The sequence below is a fragment of the Streptomyces sp. NPDC043861 genome, assembly GCF_056435905.1.
Window position 1 is genome coordinate 15898 of record NZ_JBWKDP010000010.1, and the last position, 23187, is coordinate 39084.

Genomic DNA, 23187 nt, shown 5'->3' on the forward strand with positions numbered 1-23187 from the left:
TCGCCACTGACAGAAAGGGACGGATAGCCGGTGTCGACGCCGTTCTATGTCTCACCCCAGCAGGCCATGGCCGACCGGGCGGAGTATGCCCGCAAGGGCATCGCCCGGGGCCGCAGCCTGGTTGTCCTTCAGTACACCGACGGCATCGTCTTCGTCGGTGAGAACCCGTCCCGTGCGCTGCACAAGTTCAGCGAGATCTACGACAGGATCGGCTTCGCCGCGGCCGGCAAGTACAACGAGTACGAGAACCTGCGGATCGGCGGGGTGCGCTACGCGGATCTGCGTGGATACACCTACGACCGGGACGACGTGACCGCCCGTGGCCTCGCCAACGTCTACGCGCAGACGCTGGGCACGATCTTCTCCAGTGCGGGCGAGAAGCCGTACGAGGTGGAGTTGGTCGTCGCCGAGGTGGGCAGCGCCCCCGAGGGCGACCAGATCTACCGGCTGCCGCACGACGGTTCGATCGTGGACGAGCACGGCTCGGTCGCGGTCGGCGGCAACGCGGAACAGATCAGCAACTTCCTCGACCAGCGGCACCGGGACGGGATGTCGCTCGCCGAGGCCCTGAAGCTCGCCGTGCAGGCGCTGTCCCGGGACACCAACGGCTCGGAGCGGGAGATCCCCGCAGAGCGGCTGGAGGTGGCGATCCTGGACCGCACCCGACCGCAGCAGCGGAAGTTCAAGCGCATCGTGGGGCGGCAGCTGTCGCGTCTGCTGCAGGCGGACGACGCGGCGTCGACGCCGACGGAGGTCCCATCCGACGCGGAGGAGCCCGACGGGGACGCGTAGCCGTGTCCTCCTCACACCCGCCCTGGGCCGCGACGAGCCCGGGGCGGTGGTGTTTCACCGGTGCTGTGCCCCTGTGCGGGGTGGCGCGGGTGCCTCCGGCGCTGCGGGCCGTGCTGTGGTGCGCGTACGGGGTGCCGGGTGCTCGCAATGAGCGACGGCCCGCACCCGGTGGCGCCGTTCAGCCGGGCGCCGGGCCCGTGGAGCCGCGGGGGACCAGTGCGACCGGCAGATCGCCCGCCTCCGGTGCCCGGCCCTCCAGCACCGCAAGCAGCGCCGACATGCCCGCCTCGCCCACACGCTGCGCCGGCAGGCTCACCGTCGTGAGCTCGGGCTCCAGGGCGGTCGCGAGGGCCAGGTCGTCGAAGCCCGTCACCGACACGTCCTGCGGGACCCGCAGACCGAGACGGTGCACGGCCTTGCAGGCACCGGCGGCGACGATGTCGTCGTCGCAGACCAGGGCGGTGGGGCGCGGGCCGGGGGCGGTGAGCGCCCGCTCGGCGGCCTGACGCGCGCCGCTCACGTCGAGCGGTGCCGGTACCGTGCGCAGCCGTGTGCCCGGGGCTGCACGCAGAGCCGCACCCAGTGCCCGGGCCCGTACCTCGAAGGTCCACGAGGGCACTGCCGACGCCAGATGGACGAAGTGCCGGTGGCCCAGGCCGAGCAGATGGTCCGTCACCTGCCGCATGCCGTCCGCGATGTCGAGGTTCACCTGCGCAGCGGCGGCCGGATCCGCGGGGTCGCTGTCGAGCATCACCAGCGGCAGGTCGCTGCCGCGGATCGCGTTCAGGGCCTCCGCCGCCATCGACGAGGCGATCACACCGTCCAGCGCGGCGCGCGCCGATGCGAAGGGGTCCTTCGCGGGGCCGATCCCCTCGGGCGAGGGGTAGAGCACGACGCCGAAGTCGTGCTCCGAGGCGACGGCCGCCGCCCCGGCATACACACGTGCGAAGAACTCATTGGTGAGGGCGGGCACCACGAGGAGAGCCGTCCGGGTTCTGCCCAGCCGTAGATTGCGGGCCGCGAGGTTCGGCCGGTAGTCGAGGTCCAGGGCCGCCTGGCGGACCAGGCCCGCGGTGCGCTCCGAGACCCGGCCACGCCACTTCTCGCCCAGCACCAGTGACACAGTGGCCTGTGAGACCCCTGCCGCCCGCGCCACGTCCTTGCTGGTCGGCCGCCCGCCACCGGCGGGCTCCCGGGTCTGCACACTCGCCTCCGCGCGCCATGTCGTCCGTCGCGAGGGGTGGACCCGCGACCTGCGGACATGATACGTATGACCTGTTGAGTTATACGTAAAACTTCCCCGGAAACGGGGGTCTACCGAAGAGGCGGGACATGGTCGCGGGAGCGTCCGGATACGCAGACATCCTCAAGGCGCCGCATGCCGCCCGGCTTCTCGCGGGCACCCTCGTCGGCCGCCTGCCGAACGCCACCGCGCATGTCGCGATCGTGCTGTTCGCCCGCTCCGAGGGCGGCAGCTACACCCTCGCGGGCGCCCTGGCGGCCGTGTACGGGCTCGCCACGGCCGCGGGACAGCCGCTGCTCGGCCGACTCGTCGACCTCCACGGACAGCCCCGTGTCCAGCTCCCCGCCGCGGTCGTCTCCGCACTCGGCATGGTGCTGCTCGCCGTCGTCGGCACCGACCCGCTGCCGGTGGCCTACGCGGCCGTCGTCGTGGCCGGATTCTTCACCCCGCCCCTCGAAGGCGGGCTCCGTGCGCTGTGGCCGGGTGTCCTCGGCCACCGCGAGGACCGGGTCCACCGCGCCTACGCCATGGACGCGGTCGCCCAGGAAATCATGTTCACGGTCGGTCCCTTGCTGGTGACGCTGCTCGTCTGGCTCTTCTCGCCCGCCGCGGCCCTGCTGGTCATCAATGCCCTGGGGCTTGTGGGCGCGCTCTCCGTCGTGGTCTCCGAGCCGTCCAGGGTCTGGCGGTCCGCACCTCGTGAGGCCCACTGGCTGGGCGCCCTGCGCTCTCCCGGGCTGCTCGCACTGCTCGGCTCGTTCTTCTTCGTGGGCCTGGCCCTGGGGTCCATCACCGTCGCCGGTCTGGCGTACGCCGACGACCACGGACGGGAGTCGGTGTACGGCTGGCTGATGGCGGCCCTGGGCCTCGGAGCGCTCATCGGTGGCGTCGCCTACGGCGCCCGTCAGTGGAGCGGGGCCCCCGAACGGCGGCTGCGCGTGATCATCGGTCTGCTCGCACTCGGCTATCTGCCGCTGATGTTCACCCCTGGTGTACCGCTGATGACCGTGTTCGGCGTTGTCGCGGGCGTGTTCCTCGCGCCGGCCATCGCCTGTGCCTTCATCGTCGTCGACCGGCACGCCCCCCGTGGCACCGTCACCGAGGCGTTCTCCTGGCTGGTGACGACGTTCGGCGTCGGTGCGGCCGTAGGAACGGCCGCCGCGGGACCGGCCGTGGAACTCGGCGGGACCGCGGTCGGCTTCGCCGTCGCGGGCGTCGGGGGAGCCGCCGCGCTGCTGGTGCTGCTGGCCACCGGAAAGGCCCTCGCGGTTCCCGGCGAGGGCGGGCACATCGCGGCCGCGGACGAAAATGATCGAAGCGGTGCTGTCGAACCCGGTTTCAGCTCAGGCCGTCAGGCGTAATGTTCAGTCATGGACCGCCGCATTTTCGGGCTGGAGAACGAGTACGGCGTCACGTGCACGTTCAGGGGACAGCGCCGACTGTCTCCTGACGAAGTGGCGCGATACCTCTTCCGCCGTGTCGTGTCATGGGGCCGCAGCAGCAATGTCTTCCTGCGCAATGGGGCCCGCCTCTACCTCGACGTGGGTTCGCATCCTGAATACGCAACTCCCGAATGCGACAACGTGACCGAACTGGTCACCCACGACAAGGCGGGCGAGCGCATCCTCGAAGGCCTGCTCGTCGACGCCGAACGCCGCCTGCACGAGGAGGGAATCGCAGGCGACGTCTATCTGTTCAAGAACAACACCGATTCGGCGGGAAACTCCTACGGGTGCCACGAGAACTACCTCGTCGCCCGCCACGGAGAGTTCTCCCGGCTCGCGGACATCCTGATTCCGTTCCTCGTCACCCGGCAGCTGCTCTGCGGCGCCGGAAAGGTGCTGCAGACCCCGCGCGGGGCCGTCTACTGCGTCAGCCAGCGTGCCGAGCACATCTGGGAGGGCGTCAGCTCCGCCACCACCCGTTCCCGACCCATCATCAACACCCGTGACGAGCCGCACGCGGACGCCGAGCGCTACCGACGGCTGCACGTCATCGTGGGCGACTCGAACATGTCCGAGACGACCATGCTGCTCAAGGTCGGCGCGACCGACCTCGTTCTGCGGATGATCGAAGCCGGCACGGTGATGCGTGATCTGACGCTGGAGAACCCCATCCGGGCCATCCGCGAGGTCAGCCACGACATCACCGGCCGGCGCAAGGTCCGGCTGGCCAGCGGCCGCGAGGCCTCCGCCCTGGAGGTTCAGCGCGAGTACTACGAGAAGGCGGTGGACTTCGTCGACCGGCGGGGCATCCGCACCGGCACGGTCGAACAGGTCCTCGAACTCTGGGGACGGACACTCGACGCGATCGAGGAGGAGGACCTCGACCGGATCGGCACCGAGATCGACTGGGTGATCAAGTACAAACTCATCGAGCGGTACCGGGCCAAGCACAACATGACGATGTCGCACCCGAGGGTCGCCCAGATAGACCTCGCGTACCACGACATCCACCGGCGCCGCGGGCTCTACTACCTCCTGGAGAAGAAGGGCCAGGCCGCCCGGATCTGCAACGACCTCAAGATCTTCGAGGGCAAGTCCGTGCCCCCGCAGACCACCAGGGCGCGGCTGCGCGGCGACTTCATCCGCCGGGCCCAGGAACAGCGGCGGGACTTCACCGTCGACTGGGTCCATCTGAAGCTCAATGACCAGGCGCAGCGCACCGTGTTGTGCAAGGACCCCTTCCGGTCCGTCGACGACCGGGTGGAGAAGCTCATCGCCGGAATGTAGTGATCCGGGCGGTCGCCGGGGAAGCAGGACGGGCTCCGCACGTTCTCGTGCGGGGCCCGTGGCACGCCCTAGAGTGTCGAGCGACCGATGTGCCGTCTGAGATCTGAGGAACACGTGCGCCGACTTGCCGGCCTTCTCGTTGTCCCCCTGCTGCTGCTTTCCACCGCGGCGTGCGGTGACGACAAGGCCTCCGATGCCGTTTCGACGAACGGACTCCCCGCGATCACCGCGGGAGCGAAGTTCGGGGAGAAGCCGACCCTCGCCAAGGGCGAGGGCGAACCGCCCAAGGACCTCAAGGTCGAAGTGATCAGCGAGGGCAAGGGGGAGAAGCTCAAGAAGGGCGACCTGGCCCAGGTGAACTACCTCGGCCAGGTCTGGGACGGGAACAAGCCCTTCGACAACAGCTTCGACCGGGGTGAGCCGTTCTCGGTGACGATCGGCGGCGGCGGTGTCATCGAGGGCTGGCAGAAGGCCCTCGACGGTCAGAAGGTGGGCAGCCGCCTCGAGGTGTCGATCCCGCCGGCGCTCGGCTACGGTGCCCAGGGCCAGGGCGACATTCCGCCGAACGCCACGCTGGTGTTCGTCATGGACATCGTCAAGGGTGTCAGCGTCCCGGTGTCGGCGAAGGGCACCGAGGTCGCGCAGGACAACATCGACCTGCCGAAGGTGGGCACCAACACCGACGGCAAGGCCCCGTCCATCGACGTGCCCAAGAAGCCCGCACCGACCAAGCTGGTGTCCAACTACATCATCGAGGGCAGCGGTCCCGCGGTGAAGTCCGGTGACACGGTGTCCGTGCAGTACAAGGGCGTCCTGTGGAAGGACGGCAAGGAGTTCGACAGCAGCTACTCCAAGGGCGCGCCGGTGAGCTTCCCGCTCGCCAACGTCATCCCGGGCTGGTCGAAGGGCCTGGAGGGCAAGAAGGTCGGCAGCCGTGTCCTCCTCGTCGTACCGCCGGACATGGGCTACGGGGACCAGGGCCAGGGCCCGATCCCGCCCAAGTCCACGCTGGTCTTCTCCGTCGACATCCTCGCGGTTCTGTAAGACTGTCCCGGTTGACTTGTACAGAGAACACAAGGAGCACCACGTGAACATCGAGAAGCCCGAGATCGACTTCCCGGGTGGCGAGCCGCCGGCCGACCTGGAGATCAAGGACATCTGGGAGGGCGACGGTCCGGTGGCCAAGGCCGGAGACACCGTTTCCGTCCACTACGTGGGAGTGGCCTTCTCAACCGGTGAGGAGTTCGACGCGTCCTGGAACCGCGGTACTCCGCTGCAGTTCCAGCTCGGTGTCGGCCAGGTCATCAAGGGCTGGGACCAGGGTGTTCAGGGCATGAAGGTCGGCGGACGCCGCCAGCTGGTCATCCCCGCGCACCTCGCCTACGGCGACCGTGGCGCCGGTGGCCGCATCGCCCCCGGCGAGACACTGATCTTCGTCTGCGACCTGGTCGCGATCTGATCGCATCCGGTCACAGCGGGGCCCATGCCTCCCAGGACTTGGTCCTGGGACACCCGGAACCCGGGGGCATGGGCCCCGCGCTTTTGCCATGACAGCCCGTAGCGGTAGGTTCAACGATCAGAAGGACTGCGAGGAAGGGCGGGAAGGGCGTCGATGGCGATTGCCAAGGCCGAGCGGCTCATGAACCTGGCGCTGTGTCTGCTCGGGACGCGACGGCCGCTCAGCAAGCGTGAACTGCGCGGCTCGATCGAGGCCTACCTCGAAGCGGGGAATGACGACTCCTTCAACCGCATGTTCGAGCGGGACAAGGACGATCTGCGTGAACTCGGCCTGATCATCGCCACGGTGGACAACCTCGACGGGGAGATCGGCTATCTCGCCCGCCGGGACTCCAACCGTCTCCCGCCCATCACGCTCGACGCCGAGGAGGCCGCCGCGCTCGGTCTCGCCGCCAAGGTCTGGCAGCAGGCCCGTCTCGCCGGTGCGGCAAGCGGTGCACTGCAGAAGCTGCGCGCGGCCGGCATGCCCGAGGCCGAGGATTCGTACGACGCCACCCAGCACAGCGCCCTCGAGCCCCGTATCCCGGTTCACGAGGCCGCCTTCGAGCCGCTGATGCTCGCCTGCCGCGACCGTCGGCCCGTCGTCTTCGACTACCGCAAATCCAACTCCGTACGTCCCGAGACCCGTCATGTCGAGCCATGGACGCTGGAGTGCTGGCGCGGCCACTGGTATCTCGCGGGCTGGGACCGGGACCGTGGCGCGGAGCGGGTCTTCCGGCTCTCCCGGATCACCGGACGGGTCCGTTCCAGGGCCGGCACGTTCACCGCGCCCGTCCCGGACGTGGTCACCGTGCGGGAGACCGTCGAGAGCTGGGCGGGGGAGACCGCGACCCGCTCCGCACGGATCAGGTTGCGGGCGGAGGCCGGATATCCGCTGCGCGCCCGCGCCACGGCCGTGAGGGAACTGGGCGACGGCTGGGATGAGTTGGAGATTCCGTACGGGCACGGCCTGGACGCCTGGCTCGTCGAGTTCGGCCCGGACGTCGTCGTACTGGAGCCCGCGGATCTGCGGGCCGATGTGGTGGACCGGCTGCGTGCCGTGGCCAAGGGCTGAGGGGGACTCGTAACAACCATGGCCGCGAACGCGATTGACCAGACCCGGCGGATGCTCTCGCTGGTGACCTATCTGCGCGAGCGCCCCGGCGCCCGTGTCGGGGACGTCGCCCGGGCCTTCGGGATCACCGAGGACGAGCTGATCTCGGACCTCGACGTACTGCCGATGTGCGGAACGAGCTTCCGCGGCGGGGATCTGCTCGACATCGACACGGACGGCGACCGGATCTGGTGGCACAACCCCGACGACGTCGCCGAACCGCTGCGGCTCGCCGCGGACGAGGCCACCGCCCTGCTGGTCGCCGCGCGCGCCGTCGCCACGCTGCCGGGGCTTCGCGAGAGCGACCGGGAAGCGCTGCTGCGCGCCACCGCGAAGCTGGAGGCCGCCGCCGGCGAGGCGGCCGGAGCCAGCTCGCGACTGTCGGTCACCTTCGAGTCCGAGGGTGGTGTCTTCGCCGATGTCGACCGGGCCATCTCCGAGCGCCGCAGACTGTGGCTGCGCTACTACTCACCGGCGCGTGACGAGCTCACCGAGCGCGAGGTTGACCCGATCCGGCTGTTCGCCGTGGGGCACACGTACGTGGAGGCCTGGTGCTACCTCTCCGAGGCGCGCCGAACCTTCCGCCTCGACCGGGTCGCGGAGATCCGGCTGCTGGACGAGCCGTCGGCGCCGCCCGAGGTCGAGCTCCGCGACCTGTCCGAGGGGCTTGTCCAGCCGTCGGCAGAAGACCCCGAGGTCGTGGTGGAGGTGGGTCCCGGCGGCCGCTGGGTCGCCGAGTACTACCCGCACGACAGCGCGGAGGAGCTGCCCGGGGGCGGTCTGCGGATCACCCTGCGCACCCCCGACCCGGCTTCGCTGCGCCGGCTCGCGCTTCGGCTGGGGCGGGACGGCCGGATCGTCTCACCGCAGGAGCTGGCCGACAGTGCACGGCGTGCAGCGAGTGAGGCGCTGGCTGCGTACGACGCCCAGGACTGATCGCCGCCACCGATGGGAGATATGAGGGATATGTCTGTTCTGTCCGCAGTATCGGTGTCCAGGGTCCCGGTCCTCTTCAAGGCCGCCTGCCCGGACTGCCGTGCCCGCATCGAACTCTCGGCGGGTGCGCTGAGGCTCGCCATCGGTGCCAGTCGCAGGACGACCTTCTACTCCTTCACCTGCCCCGAGTGCGGTGTGGCGGTGCGCAAGCCCGCGGGGGAGCGGATCGTCGAGCTCCTCACCGGCGGCGGTGTGCGGACGCTGCGCCTCCACTCCACCGTCTGACCCCGGGGGCCCGGCTCTTCCGGATCCTGCCGGGCTCGCGCGCCCCGGCGCCGCATCCCCCGGCTGCCGTTGGGAGCTGTCCCCACGCTGCGTTGTCGCCGGTCGTCGACGCTCCGCGTCGTGGGACTCCCTCCTACGCCTTGCGATGCACGGCACCGGACCCCGCTCACCGACCAGCCCGACCGAAGGAAAGGCCCTAGGCTCTCCACCATGTTCTGGCCCATGCTCGCCATCGCCCTCGGATTCCTCGGGATCGCCGTCCTCGGTGTCCTCGGCATCAGGGTCTTCCTGGAGGCCCAGCGCCTCGGCCGCCAAGTGGCCACGGCCACGGATCTGATCGACCGGGCCGTGCAGGAGCTGGACCGGTCGGCGACGCGACTGGCGAAGAGCGGCGAAACCTGGCGCTAGCGCGGTGGCCAGAAGTGGTTGCCGGGGAGCGCGTGGTATCCGGTGCGCGAGGTTCCCGGCCGGCCGGGGCCGAGGGAAACGATCACCGGGCGGTGGCGGCGCCGCCCCACCGGAAACCCTTGGTTCCGGGTTCCGGGGCTCGGGTGACGGCGCCAGTGCGGCGTGGAGGTACGTCCCCCGCGGTGGCCGGGGATTGCCGTGCAGTTCCTCGCGAGCCGGTGGGCCTTTCGGCCACCGCCCTTCCCGCCGTCGTTCCGGCCACCGCACGGGCAGGGCGAGGTCTCCTGCCGGACAGGCCTGCGAGGTACGCTGCCAATGGCGTCCTGCCGGTACGGGTGCTGGGCGCAACCGACGGTACGTGCAGCCATTGCTCAGCGTTTACCCGGGCGGGTTACGATCGCTGTCATTCATGGTGATCGGACGAATGTCCGGCCAAACGGGCAGCCCGCCCCCTCAGCCGCCTCAGTGAGAAGGAAGTCGCACATGATCGGCAATCTGAAGCCCCTTGAGATCCTTCTGATCGTCGTCGTCATCCTGCTGCTGTTCGGCGCCAAGAAACTGCCTGACATGGCTCGTTCCCTCGGCAAGTCCGCTCGCATCCTCAAGAGCGAGGCCAAGGCGATGAAGAAGGACGACGAGCCGGCGGGCACGGCCGAGCAGACCGCGCAGCCGCAGGACGCGCCGCGGACGATCCAGGCCGCTCCCGGAGATGTGCACAGCAGCCGTCCGGTCTCGGAGCCGAACCGTACGACGCAGAGCTGATCCGGTTCCCCGACGGTTTTTCGCACGAGACGAGGAAGTGGGTTGCTCAAGTCTGCCCGCAAGCAGGAGAAGGACGCCGAGGGGCGGATGTCCCTCGGAGAGCACCTGCGTGAGCTGCGCAACCGGCTGATGAAGTCGGTCCTGGCGATCGCCGTGGTCACGATCGTCGCGGCCTTCTTCCAGAAAGAGATCTTCGAATTCCTCATGCGGCCGATCCTGGAGTCGGTGGGGTGTTCGGACGGCGCGCTCACCATGAGCAACGGCGATCCCTGCGCCGAGATGACCACTCAGGGCCTGCTGTCACCGTTCACCATCGCGCTCAAGGTCGCCCTGATGTCGGGTGTGCTGGCAGCCACTCCGATTTGGCTCTACCAGCTGTGGGCCTTCGTCGCCCCGGGGCTGCACACGCACGAGAAGCGGTACGCGGTGACCTTCGTGGCCGCCGGTGTGCCGCTCTTCCTGGGCGGCGCGTACCTGGCGTACTCGATCCTTCCGCAGACCGCGGCGATCATGCTCGGCTTCGTGCCGTCCGGCGCCAGGCCCCTGCTGCCGCTGGACGACTACCTGGATCTGATCACCCGCATGGTGATCGTCTTCGGCGCCGCGTTCGAACTGCCGCTGCTGCTCATCCTGCTCAATCTCACCGGGGTGCTCAGCGCCAGGCGGATGCTCGGCTGGTGGCGCGGCATGATCATCGGTCTCACAGCCTTCGCGGCCATCGCCACCCCCGGTGGTGAGCCGATCTCCATGCTGCTGCTGGCCGGTCCGCTCGCGGTGCTCTACTTCTTCGCCGTGGCGTTCTCGTTCGTCAATGACGCCCGCCGTCGGCGCCGGAACCCCGACGCGGAGCTGAGCGATGACGAGGCCTCCCAGCTGGACCTCAGTCCCGAGGAGGTCGGAGCCGTCGAGCCCGTGCCCGCCGCTCGGGCCCTGCCCGAGCAGGCGAGCGGAGAAGCCGACGGCGGCAGGTCGCCGAGGATCAACGGGTACGACGACATCACCTGACCCCCGTTTCGTCCTTCCCACCGCACGACACGGCCGGGGCGCGCACACCGCGCGACCGGCCGCGCGTGCTCTGCGGCGGTCCTTCCCCCGTCCAGTAAAGATCGCGCCTGCTGTCAGAGGTGGCGGGTAGTCTCGACAGCAAGATGACAGAGGACCTCTCACCAGCTGAGCGATACGCGGCCGCCCGGCTCCGCGCCGCCGAGCAGTCCACGGCGCTCGCTCCTTTCCGCGACTTGTACGAATTCGGTCTGGACCCCTTCCAGATCGAGGCCTGCCAGGCCCTGGAGGCAGGCAAGGGCGTACTGGTCGCGGCGCCCACCGGGTCGGGCAAGACCATCGTGGGCGAGTTCGCCGTGCACCTCGCACTGGCCCAGGGGCGCAAGTGCTTCTACACCACCCCGATCAAGGCGCTGTCCAACCAGAAGTACTCGGACCTCGTCAAGCGGTACGGCCCCGAGAAGGTCGGACTGCTCACGGGCGACAACAGCGTCAATTCCGAGGCACCCGTGGTCGTCATGACCACCGAGGTCCTGCGCAACATGCTGTACGCGGGTTCCCAGTCGCTTCTCGGACTCGGCTATGTCGTCATGGACGAGGTGCACTACCTCTCGGACCGCTTCCGCGGTGCCGTCTGGGAAGAAGTGATCATCCACCTTCCCGAGTCCGTGACCCTGGTGTCGCTCTCCGCCACCGTGTCCAACGCGGAGGAGTTCGGTGACTGGCTGGACACGGTCCGTGGTGACACCGAGGTGATCGTTTCCGAGTCCAGGCCCGTGCCGCTGTGGCAGCACGTGCTGGCCGGGCGGCGGATGTACGACCTCTTCGAGGAGGAGACCGACCACGGCGGCCGGGGGGCCGCACGCCGCGAGGTCAACCCCGACCTGGTCCGCATGGCCCGCATGGAGAACTCGCGGACGTACAACCCTCGCGACCGCCGACGCGGCAAGATGGTCCGCGAGGCCGACCGCGAGCGCGAGCGCAGACAGCGCAGCCGGATCTGGACCCCCTCCCGGCCCGAGGTCATCGAGCGGCTCGACGCCGAAGGGCTGCTGCCCGCGATCACCTTCATCTTCAGCCGCGCCGCATGCGAGGCCGCCGTCCAGCAGTGCCTGTACGCGGGACTGCGCCTCAACGACGAGGAGGCGCGCCACAAGGTGCGCGAGATCGTCGAGGAGCGCACGGCCACCATCCCCGGCGAGGACCTCCATGTGCTCGGCTACTACGAGTGGCTCGAGGGGCTGGAGCGGGGCATAGCCGCGCATCACGCCGGAATGCTCCCCACATTCAAGGAAGTTGTCGAGGAGCTCTTCGTCCGGGGCCTGGTCAAGGCCGTGTTCGCCACCGAGACCCTGGCCCTGGGCATCAACATGCCCGCGCGCTCGGTGGTGCTGGAGAAGCTCGTCAAGTGGAACGGTGAGCAGCATGCCGACATCACCCCTGGTGAATACACCCAGTTGACGGGTCGTGCGGGCCGCCGCGGAATCGACGTCGAGGGCCACGCCGTGGTCCTGTGGCAGCGCGGCATGGACCCCGGTGCGCTGGCCGGCCTCGCCGGTACGCGCACGTATCCGCTGCGCTCCAGCTTCAGGCCGTCGTACAACATGGCCGTGAACCTGGTGCAGCAGTTCGGTCGCCATCGGTCGCGCGAGCTGCTGGAAACCTCCTTCGCGCAGTTCCAGGCGGACAAGTCGGTCGTCGGCATCTCGCGACAGGTCCAGCGGAACGAGGAGGGACTCGAGGGTTACCGGGAGGGCATGACCTGCCACCTCGGGGACTTCGAGGAGTACGCGCAGCTGCGCCGTGAGCTCAAGGACCGCGAGACGGAGCTGGCCAAGCAGGGCGCGGCGCAGCGCCGGGCGGCCGCTGCGTCCTCCCTGGAGAAGCTCAAGCCGGGCGACGTCATCCATGTCCCGACCGGAAAGTTCGCCGGCCTCGCCCTCGTCCTCGACCCGGGCCTGCCGGCGGGCCGCAGCAACGGCCACCGCGGCGGTTTCGAGTACCACGACGGCCCCCGACCTCTGGTGCTCACCGCGGAGCGGCAGGTCAAGCGCCTCGCCTCGATCGACTTCCCGGTCCCCGTGGAGCCGCTCGAGCGGATGCGGATTCCCCGGTCCTTCAACCCGCGCTCACCGCAGTCGCGGCGTGATCTGGCGTCCGCGCTGCGGACCAAGGCCGGGCACATCGTCCCCGACCGGCACCGCAGGCCGCGGTCCGAGGCGGCCGACGACCGTGAGATCGCCCGCCTTCGCAAGGACCTCCGGGCCCATCCCTGCCACGGCTGTGACGAACGCGAGGATCACGCCCGGTGGGCGGAGCGGTATCACCGGCTGCAGCGGGACACCCGGCAGCTGGAGCGCCGTATCGAGGGGCGGACGAACACGATCGCCCGCACCTTCGACCGCATCGTCGGTCTGCTGACCGAGATGGACTATCTGCGCGGCGACGAGGTCACGGAACACGGAAAGCGCCTCGCCCGGCTCTACGGCGAGCTGGATCTGCTGGCCAGCGAGTGCCTGCGTGAGCGTGTGTGGGAAGGACTGAGTCCCGCCGAACTCGCTGCGTGTGTCTCGGCCCTGGTCTACGAGGCACGACAGGCCGACGACGCGGTGGCGCCGAAGCTTCCCTCGGGGAAGGCAAAGGCCGCGCTCGGGGACATGGTGCGGATCTGGGGCCGACTCGACGCGCTCGAGGAGGAGTTCAAGATCAACCAGGCGGAGGGCGTCGGACAGCGCGAGCCCGACCTGGGCTTTGCCTGGGCGGCGTACCAGTGGGCTTCCGACAAGAGCCTCGACGAGGTGCTGCGCGAGGCGGAGATGCCGGCCGGCGACTTCGTCCGCTGGTGCAAGCAGGTCATTGATGTGCTGGGCCAGATCGCGGCGGCGGCGCCGGGCGACGGTACGACGGTGGCGCGCAACGCCCGCAAGGCGGTCGACGCACTGCTGCGCGGCGTCGTGGCGTACAGCTCGGTCGGTTAGCGGACGGTGGGCAGGGGCCCTGTACCGCATGGCGGTGCGGGGCCCCTGCCTGTGCGTCCTGTCCCCCCGGGGGGCCGCGGCGGTGGCCGTGCCGCGCGTGGCACGGGCCCGTGCACCGGTACCGGCGGCCGGCTCCGCACCCGGTGGTGCCCCGTCCAACTCGAGCCCGTCCGGCTGTTCGAGGACGGGCGCACGGGCCGCCCTCACGGCCGGGGGCAGGCCCGGCAACCACACCCTGGCACGTTCGGCGGCCCCGCGCCGGGCACAACAGCCGAACTCCACCGGAGCCGCCCCGCACCGCGCGGGATCACCCTCGGGCCAGGGCCTCGGCCAGGGCCGTGAGGTCCGGGGCGCGCAGCACGCGGTCGCCGAAGCCCGGCAGCGGGACGTGCAGCGGGTCCGTCCAGCGCAAAGGGATCGCGGACGCCCCGTACAGGGCGCCCGCCAGTGCGCCGGTGACCGCCGCAACCGTGTCGGTGTCGCCGCCCAGATCGATCGCGGCGCCCAGCGACTCCTCGAACGAAGTCGTCGTGCGCAGTGCCCACAGGGCCGAACCCAGGCACGGCCACACCGCGCCGTTGAACTCGGTCGCGTCGTCCGGGTGCCACCCCGGCGCCAGCACCTTCGCCCAGCGCTCCCTGTGGTCCTCGTGGATCTCGGCCAGCGCCTCGGGCACCGCGTCCAGCGGGTCACCACCCTCGAGGGCGACACGGATCAGCTCGTGCAGCACCGCGGTGCCCTCCCACGCGGCGCGGTCGCCGTGCGTGAGGGCCGCGATGCGGCGGGCGGCGGCCATGGTGGCCGTACGCCCCTCATGCGCGAAGTACACGGCCGGTGTTGCCGCCCGCATCAGCGAACCGTTGCCCGCAGCACGGCCGTTGACCTGGAAGTGCACTGCCGCAGCGTGATCCCACGGGTCGCCGCTGCCGAGCACCTGCTCGGTCTGGAGACCGATGTCCTTCGGTTCGCCCGCGGCCCAGCGCCGGAAGCGGTCGAACATGTCCGCCGGATCGAATCCGCCTCGCTCCAGCAGGGATTCGCCCACGAGAACGGCCATCTGGGTGTCGTCGGTGGCCTCACCGGGATCCCAGCCACCGCCCCCGCACATCTCGCCCACGCGGTCGGGGAAACGAGCCGAGTAGACGCCTGCGGGGCCGAACTCGAAGGGCGCGCCGAGCGCGTCGCCGACGGCTGAGCCGATCACCGCGCCCGTCACCCGGTTCATCGTTTCCATCCGGTCAGGCTATCGGCGCGGCCAGGAGCCAGTACGCCGCCCCGGATGACGCGGAGCCACCCACGAACAGCAGCCTGAACCACGGGACGTACCAGTGACCGCCCGTCGGGTCGTGAAGCCCGGCGCGGCAGGCAGCGGTTCACGGTCATGGCCGGGCAGCCGTGAGTCGCGACCCGGCCCTGCCCGGCGGCGCGGCGGGCCGCCTCGAGGGATCCCGCGCGCCGGCCGAAGACCAGTGAGCAGCTGCACCGCTCGCTGCCGAGGTGGGGCCGAACTCCTCACGGCCCCACCTCGCCTCGCTGCAGCGACGCCGTCTACACCACCGGGAAGTTCAGCAGGGCGAGCGGCTGGGACGTCGGCGCGGGCGAGCCGCCCGCCGGCTCCACCGTGACACCCATCCCCGTGGCCCTTCCCACCGGCCCGTCCATGAGCAGGGACTCCGGTGACCCCGACGAGGCCAGGAGACCGGCCGGACGCATCGTGCCGCCGTCGGCGAACCACAGCTGGTACACCTTGCCCGAGCCCGGCCGTGGTAGCCCGGCTGCGAGGAACACGGCACGGTCGCGCTCCCGTGAGACGGCCACCGTGCCGGTCGCGCCGCCGTGGCCGAGCGCCGCCGTGCTGGTCCGTACGTCCGGAGCCGTCAGCACCTGGGTCAGCGCCTCGGCCTGCTGCCGTGCCTGACGCGCCGTGTCCCGGGCGTCGACCAGCGCATCCTCGGCCGCGCGCTGCTGCCACACCGCGTAGCCGCCGAACGCGGCAACGCCCGCCATGCACGCCGCGAGCACGAGGCGGGACAGCCTGCGTCTGCCGCTCGGCCGGACCCGCCGCACGGGGACCCGCGCGCCGTCGTGACCCGCACCGGGCCCTCCGACCATGGGCGGATCCTGACGCACCGTCGCGATCCGCCCCAGCACCTGGGCCTTCATCGCGAACGGTGGTGTCTCCGTGACGGCCAGCCCCAACCGCCCGACCGTCGCACTGAGTTCACGCACCTCCTGAGTGCAGGCCGCGCATGCGTCCAGATGCCGCTCGAACCGCGCGCGCTCGCGGTCGCCGAGCGCGTGCAGGGCGTACGCCCCGGTCAGCGTGTGCAGTTCGGCATCCCGCCCCGAACCTCGTCCCACCGCGCTCATGCGTTCACCCCCAGACAGTCGCGCAGCCGGATCAGCCCGTCGCGCATACGAGTCTTCACCGTGCCGAGCGGCACGGCCAGCAGCTCCGCCACCTCGCGATAGGCGAGTCCTCTGTAGTAGGCGAGGGTCACGGACTGGCGCTGCAGTTCGGTCAGGGTGCGCAGACAGCGACGTACCTGCTCCCGTTCCAGCCTGGCCTCGACCTGCTCGACGACGTCGTCGAAGGCGGGTGTCCCGCCGAGCCTCGCTGCCTTCTGTTCCCGCTCCGCCGCGGCATGGACCGACCGCACCCGGTCGACCGCGCGGCGGTGGGCGAGAGTGAGCGTCCAGGTCAGCGCCGAGCCCCGCGACGGCTGGTAACGCGCGGCCGTGCGCCACAGTTCGACCAGCACCTCCTGCGTCACCTCCTCCGACTGCGCCGGATCGCGCAGCACGCTGCGGACGATGCCGAGCACGGGCCCGCAGACCGCGTCATACACCTGGGCGAAGGCCTCCTGGTCGCCGCGCGCCACCCGTACGAGCAGCGCATCGAGCCCCGGTCCGGCCGGTGGTGCCCCTGTGATGCGTACGGCTTCCTTCACGCGCTCTCCCCTCGCACTGACTTCCACGTCTCATATACGGAGCCGAGGCGCCGCTTGACTGCCTTTCGGCCGGACTTTTTCCCAGGCGATACATCACCGTTGCAGGAGCGATGTCTGCTGGACGACTGCGGGATACCGCGGGGCCGCCGCCGCGGCGTCCGGACGGGTTCACCTGCGCACCGCCTCGCCGCGTCGGGGGAGCCGGCCGAGTGCCTTCCGGAACCACGTCGGGGAGGTGCCCCGATCCGAACGCGGCGCTCGCCCCCCGCCTCCGCAACGGTGCGGGCACCCCCGGGGAGCCAGGAGGAGAGCCCTCCGCCTCGCTGCCCCGCCTCGTGCCTCGGCCCTGGCGGCATGGGCAGAGCCCGGGCACGGCACGGTGCCGGACGCCGTGGGCGTCCGGCCGGCCCTTCCGTAACCCACCGGATGGCATACGACAGGGCCCGGGCGCCGGGGAGAGGCAGCGGCGGGGTGATCCGGTGGACCGGCCACCGCACGACAGGGCGAAGAAATCTGTTCCTTCGTCGAAGGGGCCGGCCCGCCCGGGCCGGTGCCCGACGTGGCGTCATTCCGCGCGGCGCCGCAATCGTGAGCGGGTTCCCACCGGGAGGGCGCCGCGATCGGCCGCGCCCCAGGAGCACGGCGGACGGGTGCCGCCCGCTACGGGAGGGGCGAGTACGCGCTAAGCAGCCGGCTGATCCTCCTGCTCGCGCTCCACCTGGGCGTTCCAGTCGCGCTTGATCGCGCGCCAAGCCTCGTCGGACTTGCCGAGCCGCCAGTAGCCCGAGATGGAGAGACGGGCCGCGGAGATGCCCCGCTCCATACGGAGGTGGCGGCGGAGTTCCTTCACCGCGCCCGCCTCGCCATGGACGAAGGCGTGGACGTCGCCGTCCGGGAAGTCCAGCCGGCGCACGGCCGTGATCATGGCCTCGCCCACCGCACGGTCGCCCCGGTGCAGCCAGGTGACCGTGACTCCGTCCGGCGTGGCGATCTTCTGCTCGTCCTGCGGGCCGGAGACCTCCACGAACGCGTGGACGACGGCACCGGCGGGCATCTGCTCCAGTGCAGCCGAGATGGCCGGCAGCGCGCTCTCGTCACCGGCCAGCAGATGCCAGTCGGCCGCGACGTCGGGTGCGTAACCCCCGCCGGGACCCAGCAGACGCATCGTTTCGCCCGGCTGCACCCGTGCGGCCCAGGGGCCGGCCAGGCCCTCGTCGCCGTGGACCACGAAGTCGATCGTCAGCTCGCGATGGGCCGGGTCCCAGGCACGCACCGTGTACGTCCGGTTGCTCGGCCACTGGTCGCGGGGGAACTCCTCCCGGATCCGCGCCATGTCGAAGGGCTCGGGGTAGGTCACGCCCGGGACCGGGAAGAGCAGCTTGACGTACGCATCCGTCGAACCGTCCGTGTCGAACGCGGCCAGCCCTTCCCCTCCGAGGACGACACGCACCATGTGCGGGGTGATCCGTTCCGTACGCAACACCCGCGCCTCATGGGTCTGCGGTGCCTTACGGGCGGGTGTCTCTGCCACGGTGGTCTCCCTCGCGCGCAACTATGGTTAGGTTAGCCTAAGTTATCACCCCGTGTCGGACGCTGCTTCGTTGCTCATGGCCTGGGTGTCGTCCGCCGCGGCATAGGCGGTTTCATGCCCCCAGCTCCACCAGCAGCCGGTGCACCACCCGCCCCAGCCCCCACTGCGCCGCAAGCTCCTCGAGCCGCTGCGGATCGCGGGGCTCCTTCGGCAGCACCGGATCGAACGCGGGCAGCGGCACGTCCCCGGCCACGCGCACCACCTTCGGTGCGACGGCCACATAGGCCCGTGACTCGTCCAGCCGCTTCCGCTGGGACGGCGTCAGCCTCGACGCGGGGTCGTCGACGGCCGCCATGATCCCCGCGAGGTCCCCGAACGCCGCCAGCAGCTTCGCCGCCGTCTTCTCACCGATCCCGGGCACGCCCGGCAGCCCGTCGCTCGGGTCCCCGCGCAGCAGCGCCAGATCTGCGTACCCGGGCCCGTCCACGCCGTACTTCTCCCGCAGCACCGCCTCGTCCGTCGCCTGCATCATCCCGACGCCCTTGAGCGGATACAGCACGCGCACACCCCGCGCGTCGTCCACCAGCTGGTACAGATCCCGGTCACCGGTCACGATGTCCACCGGCCCTGCGGCGTGGCCGGTGAGTGTGCCGATGACGTCGTCCGCCTCGTACCCGGCCACACCGACGCGTGCGATGCCGAGCGCGTCGAGCACCTCCTCGATGATGGGCACCTGGGGGGACAGCGTGTCCGGGATCTCTTCCTCGTCCGGACCCGTCGCGGTCTCCACCGCCACCCGGTGCGCCTTGTACGACGGGATCAGCTCCACCCGCCAGTGCGGGCGCCAGTCGGCGTCCATGCACGCCACCAGCTCGTCCGGGTGGTGGTCCTGGACCAGCCTGGTGATGAATTCGATCAGCCCGCGCACCGCGTTGACCGGAGTGCCGTCGGGCGCGCGCACGGAGTCAGGGACCCCGAAGTAGGCGCGGAAGTAGAGGGAAGCGGTGTCGAGGAGCATCAGGCGTCGCGTCACAGCCCCGATGATGCCGCACCCCGCCGACAGTGCCACAGCAGCGCCGCGGCCATCGCTGAATACGGCCGGCTCGGTCACGAGCAGCCGTCGGAACGGCCCCGGTGCCCCGCGGCACAGCCGCGTGAACTGGACCACTCCCGCGTTTGCCTCCTCGGGGCCCGGGCAGGCGGGACGCCGGAGCTGACCCCATTGCGCCGTCGACCAGCCGTGACGGCTGTGTCCGTCGCCATCGGGGGATGCGGGCCGAACCCGCCTGCTCCGCGGCCCGCCGAGGGGGATGCGGGCCGTTTTTCGGTTCAACGCGAGAGGTATATGTGTCCAGGCTGCAGGCCGAACACCTGTACAAGGTGTTCGGTAAACGACCCGACGAGGCAGTGCGGAAGCTCGAAGCCGGCGCAGGCCGTGACGAGCTCCGCGCCGGCGGAACGACCGCAGCGGTGATCGACGCCTCCTTCGCCGTCGAGCCGGGTCAGATCTTCGTCGTCATGGGTCTTTCCGGATCCGGCAAGTCCACGCTGCTGCGCATGCTGAACGGACTGCTGGAACCGACGGCCGGACGCGTCCTCTTCGACGGCCAGGACCTGACCACCATGGGCGCCCGTGAGCTGCGCGCCGTGCGCTCCAGCAGGATCAGCATGGTCTTCCAGCACTTCGCGCTGTTCCCGCACCGCAGCGTGCTGGAGAACGCCGGCTACGGCCTCGAGGTGCAGGGCGTTCCGCGCGCGGAACGCGAGCGCCGGGCCGCCGAGGCCCTGGAGCTGGCCGGTCTCGCAGGCTGGGAGACGTCCTGGCCCGACGAGCTCTCCGGCGGTATGCAGCAGCGTGTCGGTCTCGCCCGCGCGCTCGCCACCGACGCGGACCTGCTGCTGATGGACGAGTCCTTCAGTGCCCTGGATCCACTGATCCGGCGGGACATGCAGGACCAGCTGCTGGAACTGCAGAAGCGGCTCAAGAAGACGATCGTCTTCATCACCCACGACCTCAACGAGGCCATGCGCCTCGGCGACCGGATCGCCGTGATGCGTGACGGCCGGATCGTCCAGCTCGGCACCGCCGAGGACATCCTCGTCACCCCGGCCAACGACTACGTCGCCTCCTTCACCCAGGACGTCGACCGCTCGCGTGTGCTCACCGCCGGCGCGATCATGGCCGATCCCGGGACCGCCCTCGGGACGAGGACGGACAGCGGCGAGGAGCTCCGTACCGCGCAGGACGTGCTCGACGCCGCGCCCGCCACCGTCTCCGCGGACACGCCGATCATCGAGCTGTTCATGCCCTGCTCCCGGAGCGGAGCGGCGGTCGCCGTCACCGACGACGACGGCAGGCTCATCGGTGTCGTCCCGCGTGCCCGGCTGCTCGCCGTCCTCGGCGAGCCGATGAGACCGGAGGTCCCGGCACAGGGCGCCGCCGAGGACACCGCAGCCGTCGCAAAGGCGGTGTCCCATGCCTGAGCTCCCTCTCGGTCAGTGGGTCGACGGCGGTGTCGACTGGCTGCAGTCCCATTTCTCCTGGCTGTTCGACGCCGTCAGCTCGGTCGTGACCGGTATGTACGACGGAATCGACGCCGCGCTCTCCGCGCCCGAGCCGCTGCTCTTCGCCGGCGTCCTCGCCGTCGTCGCCTGGTGGCTGCGCGGTCTGCTCGCGGGCGGCCTTGCCTTCGCCGGCTTCGCCCTGATCGACTCCGTCGAGCTGTGGGACGACGCCATGTCGACCCTGTCGCTCGTTCTCGTCGCCACGATCGTCACGCTCGTGATCGCGGTACCGCTGGGCATCTGGGCGTCGCGGTCGAAGACCGTCAGCGCCGTGATCCGGCCCGTCCTGGACTTCATGCAGACCATGCCGGCGATGGTCTATCTCATCCCGGGCATCATCTTCTTCGGTGTCGGAGTGGTGCCGGGAATCATCGCCACGATCGTCTTCGCCCTGCCGCCCGGCGTACGGATGACCGAGCTCGGCATCCGCCAGGTCGACGAGGAACTCGTCGAGGCCGCCGAGGCGTTCGGCACCTCCCCGCGCAACACCCTGCTGCGCGTCCAGCTGCCCCTCGCACTGCCCACGATCATGGCCGGGGTCAACCAGGTGATCATGCTGGGCCTGTCCATGGTCGTGATCGCGGGCATGGTCGGCGGCGGTGGCCTGGGCGGTGCCGTGTACCGCGCCATCGGCAATGTCGACATCGGCCTCGGCTTCGAGGCCGGTGTCTCCATCGTCATCCTGGCCATGTACCTGGACCGGATCACCGGCGCGCTGGGCCACCAGGTGTCGCCGCTCGGCCGCCGCGCCCTCGCCAGGGCGAAGAGCCTGGCCGGCGGGCCGAGGATCTGGAACCACCGGCCGCAGCCCGTGGTCGCCCTCGTCGGTGTCGTGATCCTCGCGCTCGTCGCGGGTGGCATGGGCGTCTTCGGCGGCAACAAGCCGGTCGGAGCCTCCGGCGCCGGCGATGTGGGCCGGGGCAAGAAGATCTCCCTGGGCTACATCCCCTGGGACGAGGGCATCGCCTCCACCTTCCTCTGGAAGGAGCTGCTGGAGAAGCGCGGCTTCGAGGTCGATGCCAAGCAGCTGGAGGCCGGAGCCCTCTACACCGGCCTCGCCGGCGGTCAGATCGACTTCCAGACCGACTCCTGGCTGCCCGTCACCCACGCCCAGTACTGGGACAAGTACGCGAACAAGCTGGAGGACCTGGGCTCCTGGTACGGGCCCACGTCGCTGGAGCTGTCCGTTCCGGCCTATGTGAAGGGCGTCGACTCCCTCGAGGACCTGAAGGGCAAGTCGGGCCGCTTCAAGGGCCGTATCGTCGGTATCGAGCCCAGCGCCGGAATGATGGGCATCCTCAAGGACAAGGTCCTCAAGGAGTACGGCCTCGAGGGTGAGTACGAGGTCGTCGACGGCTCCACGCCCGGAATGCTCGCCGAGCTGAAGCGCGCGTACGACAAGAAGGAGCCCGTCGTCACCACCCTGTGGTCGCCGCACTGGGCCTACAGCACGTACGACCTGAAGAAGCTCGAGGACCCCAAGGGCACTTGGGGCAAGGGCGATGGTGTGCACACCCTCGCGCGGAAGGGGTTCTCCGAGGACAACCCGCAGGTCGGCAAGTGGCTCAAGGACTTCAGGATGACCGAGGAGCAGCTCACCGGCCTCGAGGCCAAGATCCAGGAGACCGGCAAGGGCAAGGAGCAGGAAGCCGTTCGCGCCTGGCTCGAGGAGAACCCGGGCATCGAGAACCGGCTCGCGCCCCACTAGACCATCCTCCTCCCCCCACAGGTCGGGGCCCCGTCACATACAGTGGCGGGGCCTCACCGTTGTGCGAGTGACAACTGTGCGATTCCGAGCCGGGAATCTGCGTAAGGTACTGAGTGAGGAGGGAGGGAACGACGCGATGGCAGACAAGGAAACGCTCCGAGTGGGCTCCGCCGTCCGAAGACGGCGCAGAGCCCTCGACCTCACACTCGCCGCCGTGGCCGAGCGCAGCGGCCTTTCGGTGCCCTTCCTCAGCCAGATCGAGAACGAGCGGGCACACCCCAGCATGCGTTCTGTCCACCGGGTCGCCGAGGCCCTGGAGACGACCGCCGAGGAGCTGCTGGCCGCGGCGGACTCCGCGCGCGTCGTCGATGTGGTGCGCGCCGACGACAGGGCCGATCCCTCCGGCACACGGTCCCTCGTGCGAGGTCATCACCAGTTGCGCGCGGTCGAGTTCACCGGGGAGCAGGACGCGGACCGCGAGTACCAGCATCGCAACGACGAGCTGATGTACGTCGCCGACGGAGCTGTCGACGTCGAGGCCGAAGGCCGTGCGTACCGTCTGGAGAAGGGCGACACCCTGTTCCTGTCCGGCGGGGTGCGCCATCGCTGGCGTGCCACCCTGCCCGGTACCCGCCTCCTCGTCGTCACCGTCACCCAGCAGACCAAGGCCGGACAGTGACCGC

Annotated in this window: 21 protein-coding genes; 15 read left to right on the top strand and 6 right to left on the bottom strand. The window is 70.2% G+C overall.

Annotated features, from left to right (window positions below; all coding sequences use genetic code 11):
• Window positions 1–30 precede the first annotated feature (30 nt).
• Complete coding sequence (prcA, locus tag AC068D_RS22500; RefSeq protein ID WP_478824823.1) at window positions 31–792, top strand: proteasome subunit alpha; 762 nt, start codon at window positions 31–33, stop codon at window positions 790–792.
• Window positions 793–970: 178 nt separating this feature from the next.
• On the opposite strand, the gene AC068D_RS22505 is transcribed toward prcA, so the two are convergent.
• Window positions 971–1996 carry a LacI family DNA-binding transcriptional regulator gene (locus AC068D_RS22505; RefSeq protein ID WP_478824824.1) on the bottom strand — a complete coding sequence of 342 codons (1026 nt, stop codon included), beginning with the start codon at window positions 1994–1996 and terminating at the stop codon, window positions 971–973.
• A 128-nt stretch (window positions 1997–2124) separates the two neighbouring features.
• Here AC068D_RS22505 and AC068D_RS22510 point away from each other — a divergent pair, with 128 nt between their 5' ends.
• From AC068D_RS22510 to AC068D_RS22560, 11 genes are all read left to right on the top strand, one after another.
• Window positions 2125–3396, top strand: a complete 1272-nt coding sequence (locus tag AC068D_RS22510; RefSeq protein ID WP_478824825.1) for an MFS transporter — start codon at window positions 2125–2127, stop codon at window positions 3394–3396.
• A gap of 9 nt (window positions 3397–3405) precedes the next feature.
• Entirely contained in the window at window positions 3406–4767 is a 1362-nt protein-coding gene (pafA, locus tag AC068D_RS22515; RefSeq protein WP_478824826.1) for a Pup--protein ligase, read from the top strand.
• A 114-nt stretch (window positions 4768–4881) separates the two neighbouring features.
• A complete protein-coding gene (locus AC068D_RS22520; protein WP_478824827.1) occupies window positions 4882–5811 on the top strand; it encodes an FKBP-type peptidyl-prolyl cis-trans isomerase in 930 nt (309 codons plus the stop codon).
• A gap of 43 nt (window positions 5812–5854) precedes the next feature.
• Window positions 5855–6226 carry an FKBP-type peptidyl-prolyl cis-trans isomerase gene (locus AC068D_RS22525; RefSeq protein WP_478824828.1) on the top strand — a complete coding sequence of 124 codons (372 nt, stop codon included), beginning with the start codon at window positions 5855–5857 and terminating at the stop codon, window positions 6224–6226.
• A gap of 153 nt (window positions 6227–6379) precedes the next feature.
• Window positions 6380–7339 (top strand): helix-turn-helix transcriptional regulator, encoded by a 960-nt coding sequence (locus AC068D_RS22530; protein ID WP_478824829.1) that lies wholly within the window; start codon window positions 6380–6382, stop codon window positions 7337–7339.
• 18 nt (window positions 7340–7357) lie between these two features.
• Window positions 7358–8314, top strand: a complete 957-nt coding sequence (locus AC068D_RS22535; protein WP_478824830.1) for a helix-turn-helix transcriptional regulator — start codon at window positions 7358–7360, stop codon at window positions 8312–8314.
• A gap of 21 nt (window positions 8315–8335) precedes the next feature.
• Window positions 8336–8599, top strand: a complete 264-nt coding sequence (locus tag AC068D_RS22540; RefSeq protein WP_478824831.1) for a hypothetical protein — start codon at window positions 8336–8338, stop codon at window positions 8597–8599.
• A gap of 210 nt (window positions 8600–8809) precedes the next feature.
• Window positions 8810–9007: a hypothetical protein gene (locus AC068D_RS22545; protein ID WP_478824832.1), complete on the top strand. Its 198-nt coding sequence runs from the start codon at window positions 8810–8812 to the stop codon at window positions 9005–9007.
• Between the two features lie 483 nt (window positions 9008–9490).
• Window positions 9491–9769 carry a Sec-independent protein translocase subunit TatA gene (gene tatA, locus AC068D_RS22550; protein ID WP_478824833.1) on the top strand — a complete coding sequence of 93 codons (279 nt, stop codon included), beginning with the start codon at window positions 9491–9493 and terminating at the stop codon, window positions 9767–9769.
• 42 nt (window positions 9770–9811) lie between these two features.
• Entirely contained in the window at window positions 9812–10774 is a 963-nt protein-coding gene (gene tatC / locus AC068D_RS22555) for a twin-arginine translocase subunit TatC (protein WP_478824834.1), read from the top strand.
• A gap of 143 nt (window positions 10775–10917) precedes the next feature.
• Window positions 10918–13749, top strand: a complete 2832-nt coding sequence (locus AC068D_RS22560) for a DEAD/DEAH box helicase (RefSeq protein ID WP_478824835.1) — start codon at window positions 10918–10920, stop codon at window positions 13747–13749.
• Window positions 13750–14056: 307 nt separating this feature from the next.
• Here AC068D_RS22560 and AC068D_RS22565 read toward each other — a convergent pair whose 3' ends face one another.
• From AC068D_RS22565 to AC068D_RS22585, 5 genes are all read right to left on the bottom strand, one after another.
• Window positions 14057–14983: an ADP-ribosylglycohydrolase family protein gene (locus AC068D_RS22565; protein WP_478824836.1), complete on the bottom strand. Its 927-nt coding sequence runs from the start codon at window positions 14981–14983 to the stop codon at window positions 14057–14059.
• A 314-nt stretch (window positions 14984–15297) separates the two neighbouring features.
• Window positions 15298–16119, bottom strand: coding sequence for an anti-sigma factor (locus AC068D_RS22570; protein WP_478824837.1), 822 nt, complete (start codon window positions 16117–16119; stop codon window positions 15298–15300).
• Window positions 16116–16700: a sigma-70 family RNA polymerase sigma factor gene (locus AC068D_RS22575; protein WP_478824838.1), complete on the bottom strand. Its 585-nt coding sequence runs from the start codon at window positions 16698–16700 to the stop codon at window positions 16116–16118. The genes AC068D_RS22570 and AC068D_RS22575 overlap by 4 nt, the downstream gene beginning before the upstream one ends.
• A gap of 682 nt (window positions 16701–17382) precedes the next feature.
• A complete protein-coding gene (locus AC068D_RS22580; RefSeq protein ID WP_478824839.1) occupies window positions 17383–18231 on the bottom strand; it encodes a siderophore-interacting protein in 849 nt (282 codons plus the stop codon).
• 112 nt (window positions 18232–18343) lie between these two features.
• Window positions 18344–19249 carry a 5'-3' exonuclease gene (locus tag AC068D_RS22585; RefSeq protein WP_478825057.1) on the bottom strand — a complete coding sequence of 302 codons (906 nt, stop codon included), beginning with the start codon at window positions 19247–19249 and terminating at the stop codon, window positions 18344–18346.
• A gap of 329 nt (window positions 19250–19578) precedes the next feature.
• Here AC068D_RS22585 and AC068D_RS22590 point away from each other — a divergent pair, with 329 nt between their 5' ends.
• From AC068D_RS22590 to AC068D_RS22600, 3 genes are all read left to right on the top strand, one after another.
• A complete protein-coding gene (locus tag AC068D_RS22590; protein ID WP_478824840.1) occupies window positions 19579–20715 on the top strand; it encodes a quaternary amine ABC transporter ATP-binding protein in 1137 nt (378 codons plus the stop codon).
• The gene (locus tag AC068D_RS22595; RefSeq protein ID WP_478824841.1) at window positions 20708–22504 is read left to right on the top strand and encodes an ABC transporter permease/substrate binding protein; all 1797 of its coding nucleotides are present in this window, start codon (window positions 20708–20710) and stop codon (window positions 22502–22504) included. The genes AC068D_RS22590 and AC068D_RS22595 overlap by 8 nt, the downstream gene beginning before the upstream one ends.
• 136 nt (window positions 22505–22640) lie before the next feature.
• Window positions 22641–23183, top strand: coding sequence for a helix-turn-helix domain-containing protein (locus AC068D_RS22600; RefSeq protein WP_478824842.1), 543 nt, complete (start codon window positions 22641–22643; stop codon window positions 23181–23183).
• Window positions 23184–23187: the final 4 nt, after the last annotated feature.

What these genes read in the sequence shown, in the direction of transcription:
- AC068D_RS22510 (WP_478824825.1), top strand. Translation starts at nt 2,125, where the DNA reads ATGGTCGCGGGAGCGTCCGGATACGCAGACATCCTCAAGGCGCCGCAT.
- pafA (WP_478824826.1), top strand. Translation starts at nt 3,406, where the DNA reads ATGGACCGCCGCATTTTCGGGCTGGAGAACGAGTACGGCGTCACGTGC.
- AC068D_RS22530 (WP_478824829.1), top strand. Translation starts at nt 6,380, where the DNA reads ATGGCGATTGCCAAGGCCGAGCGGCTCATGAACCTGGCGCTGTGTCTG.
- AC068D_RS22535 (WP_478824830.1), top strand. Translation starts at nt 7,358, where the DNA reads ATGGCCGCGAACGCGATTGACCAGACCCGGCGGATGCTCTCGCTGGTG.
- AC068D_RS22540 (WP_478824831.1), top strand. Translation starts at nt 8,336, where the DNA reads ATGAGGGATATGTCTGTTCTGTCCGCAGTATCGGTGTCCAGGGTCCCG.
- AC068D_RS22545 (WP_478824832.1), top strand. Translation starts at nt 8,810, where the DNA reads ATGTTCTGGCCCATGCTCGCCATCGCCCTCGGATTCCTCGGGATCGCC.
- tatA (WP_478824833.1), top strand. Translation starts at nt 9,491, where the DNA reads ATGATCGGCAATCTGAAGCCCCTTGAGATCCTTCTGATCGTCGTCGTC.
- AC068D_RS22560 (WP_478824835.1), top strand. Translation starts at nt 10,918, where the DNA reads ATGACAGAGGACCTCTCACCAGCTGAGCGATACGCGGCCGCCCGGCTC.
- AC068D_RS22565 (WP_478824836.1), bottom strand. Translation starts at nt 14,983, where the DNA reads ATGGAAACGATGAACCGGGTGACGGGCGCGGTGATCGGCTCAGCCGTC.
- AC068D_RS22570 (WP_478824837.1), bottom strand. Translation starts at nt 16,119, where the DNA reads ATGAGCGCGGTGGGACGAGGTTCGGGGCGGGATGCCGAACTGCACACG.
- AC068D_RS22585 (WP_478825057.1), bottom strand. Translation starts at nt 19,249, where the DNA reads ATGCTCCTCGACACCGCTTCCCTCTACTTCCGCGCCTACTTCGGGGTC.
- AC068D_RS22595 (WP_478824841.1), top strand. Translation starts at nt 20,708, where the DNA reads ATGCCTGAGCTCCCTCTCGGTCAGTGGGTCGACGGCGGTGTCGACTGG.
- AC068D_RS22600 (WP_478824842.1), top strand. Translation starts at nt 22,641, where the DNA reads ATGGCAGACAAGGAAACGCTCCGAGTGGGCTCCGCCGTCCGAAGACGG.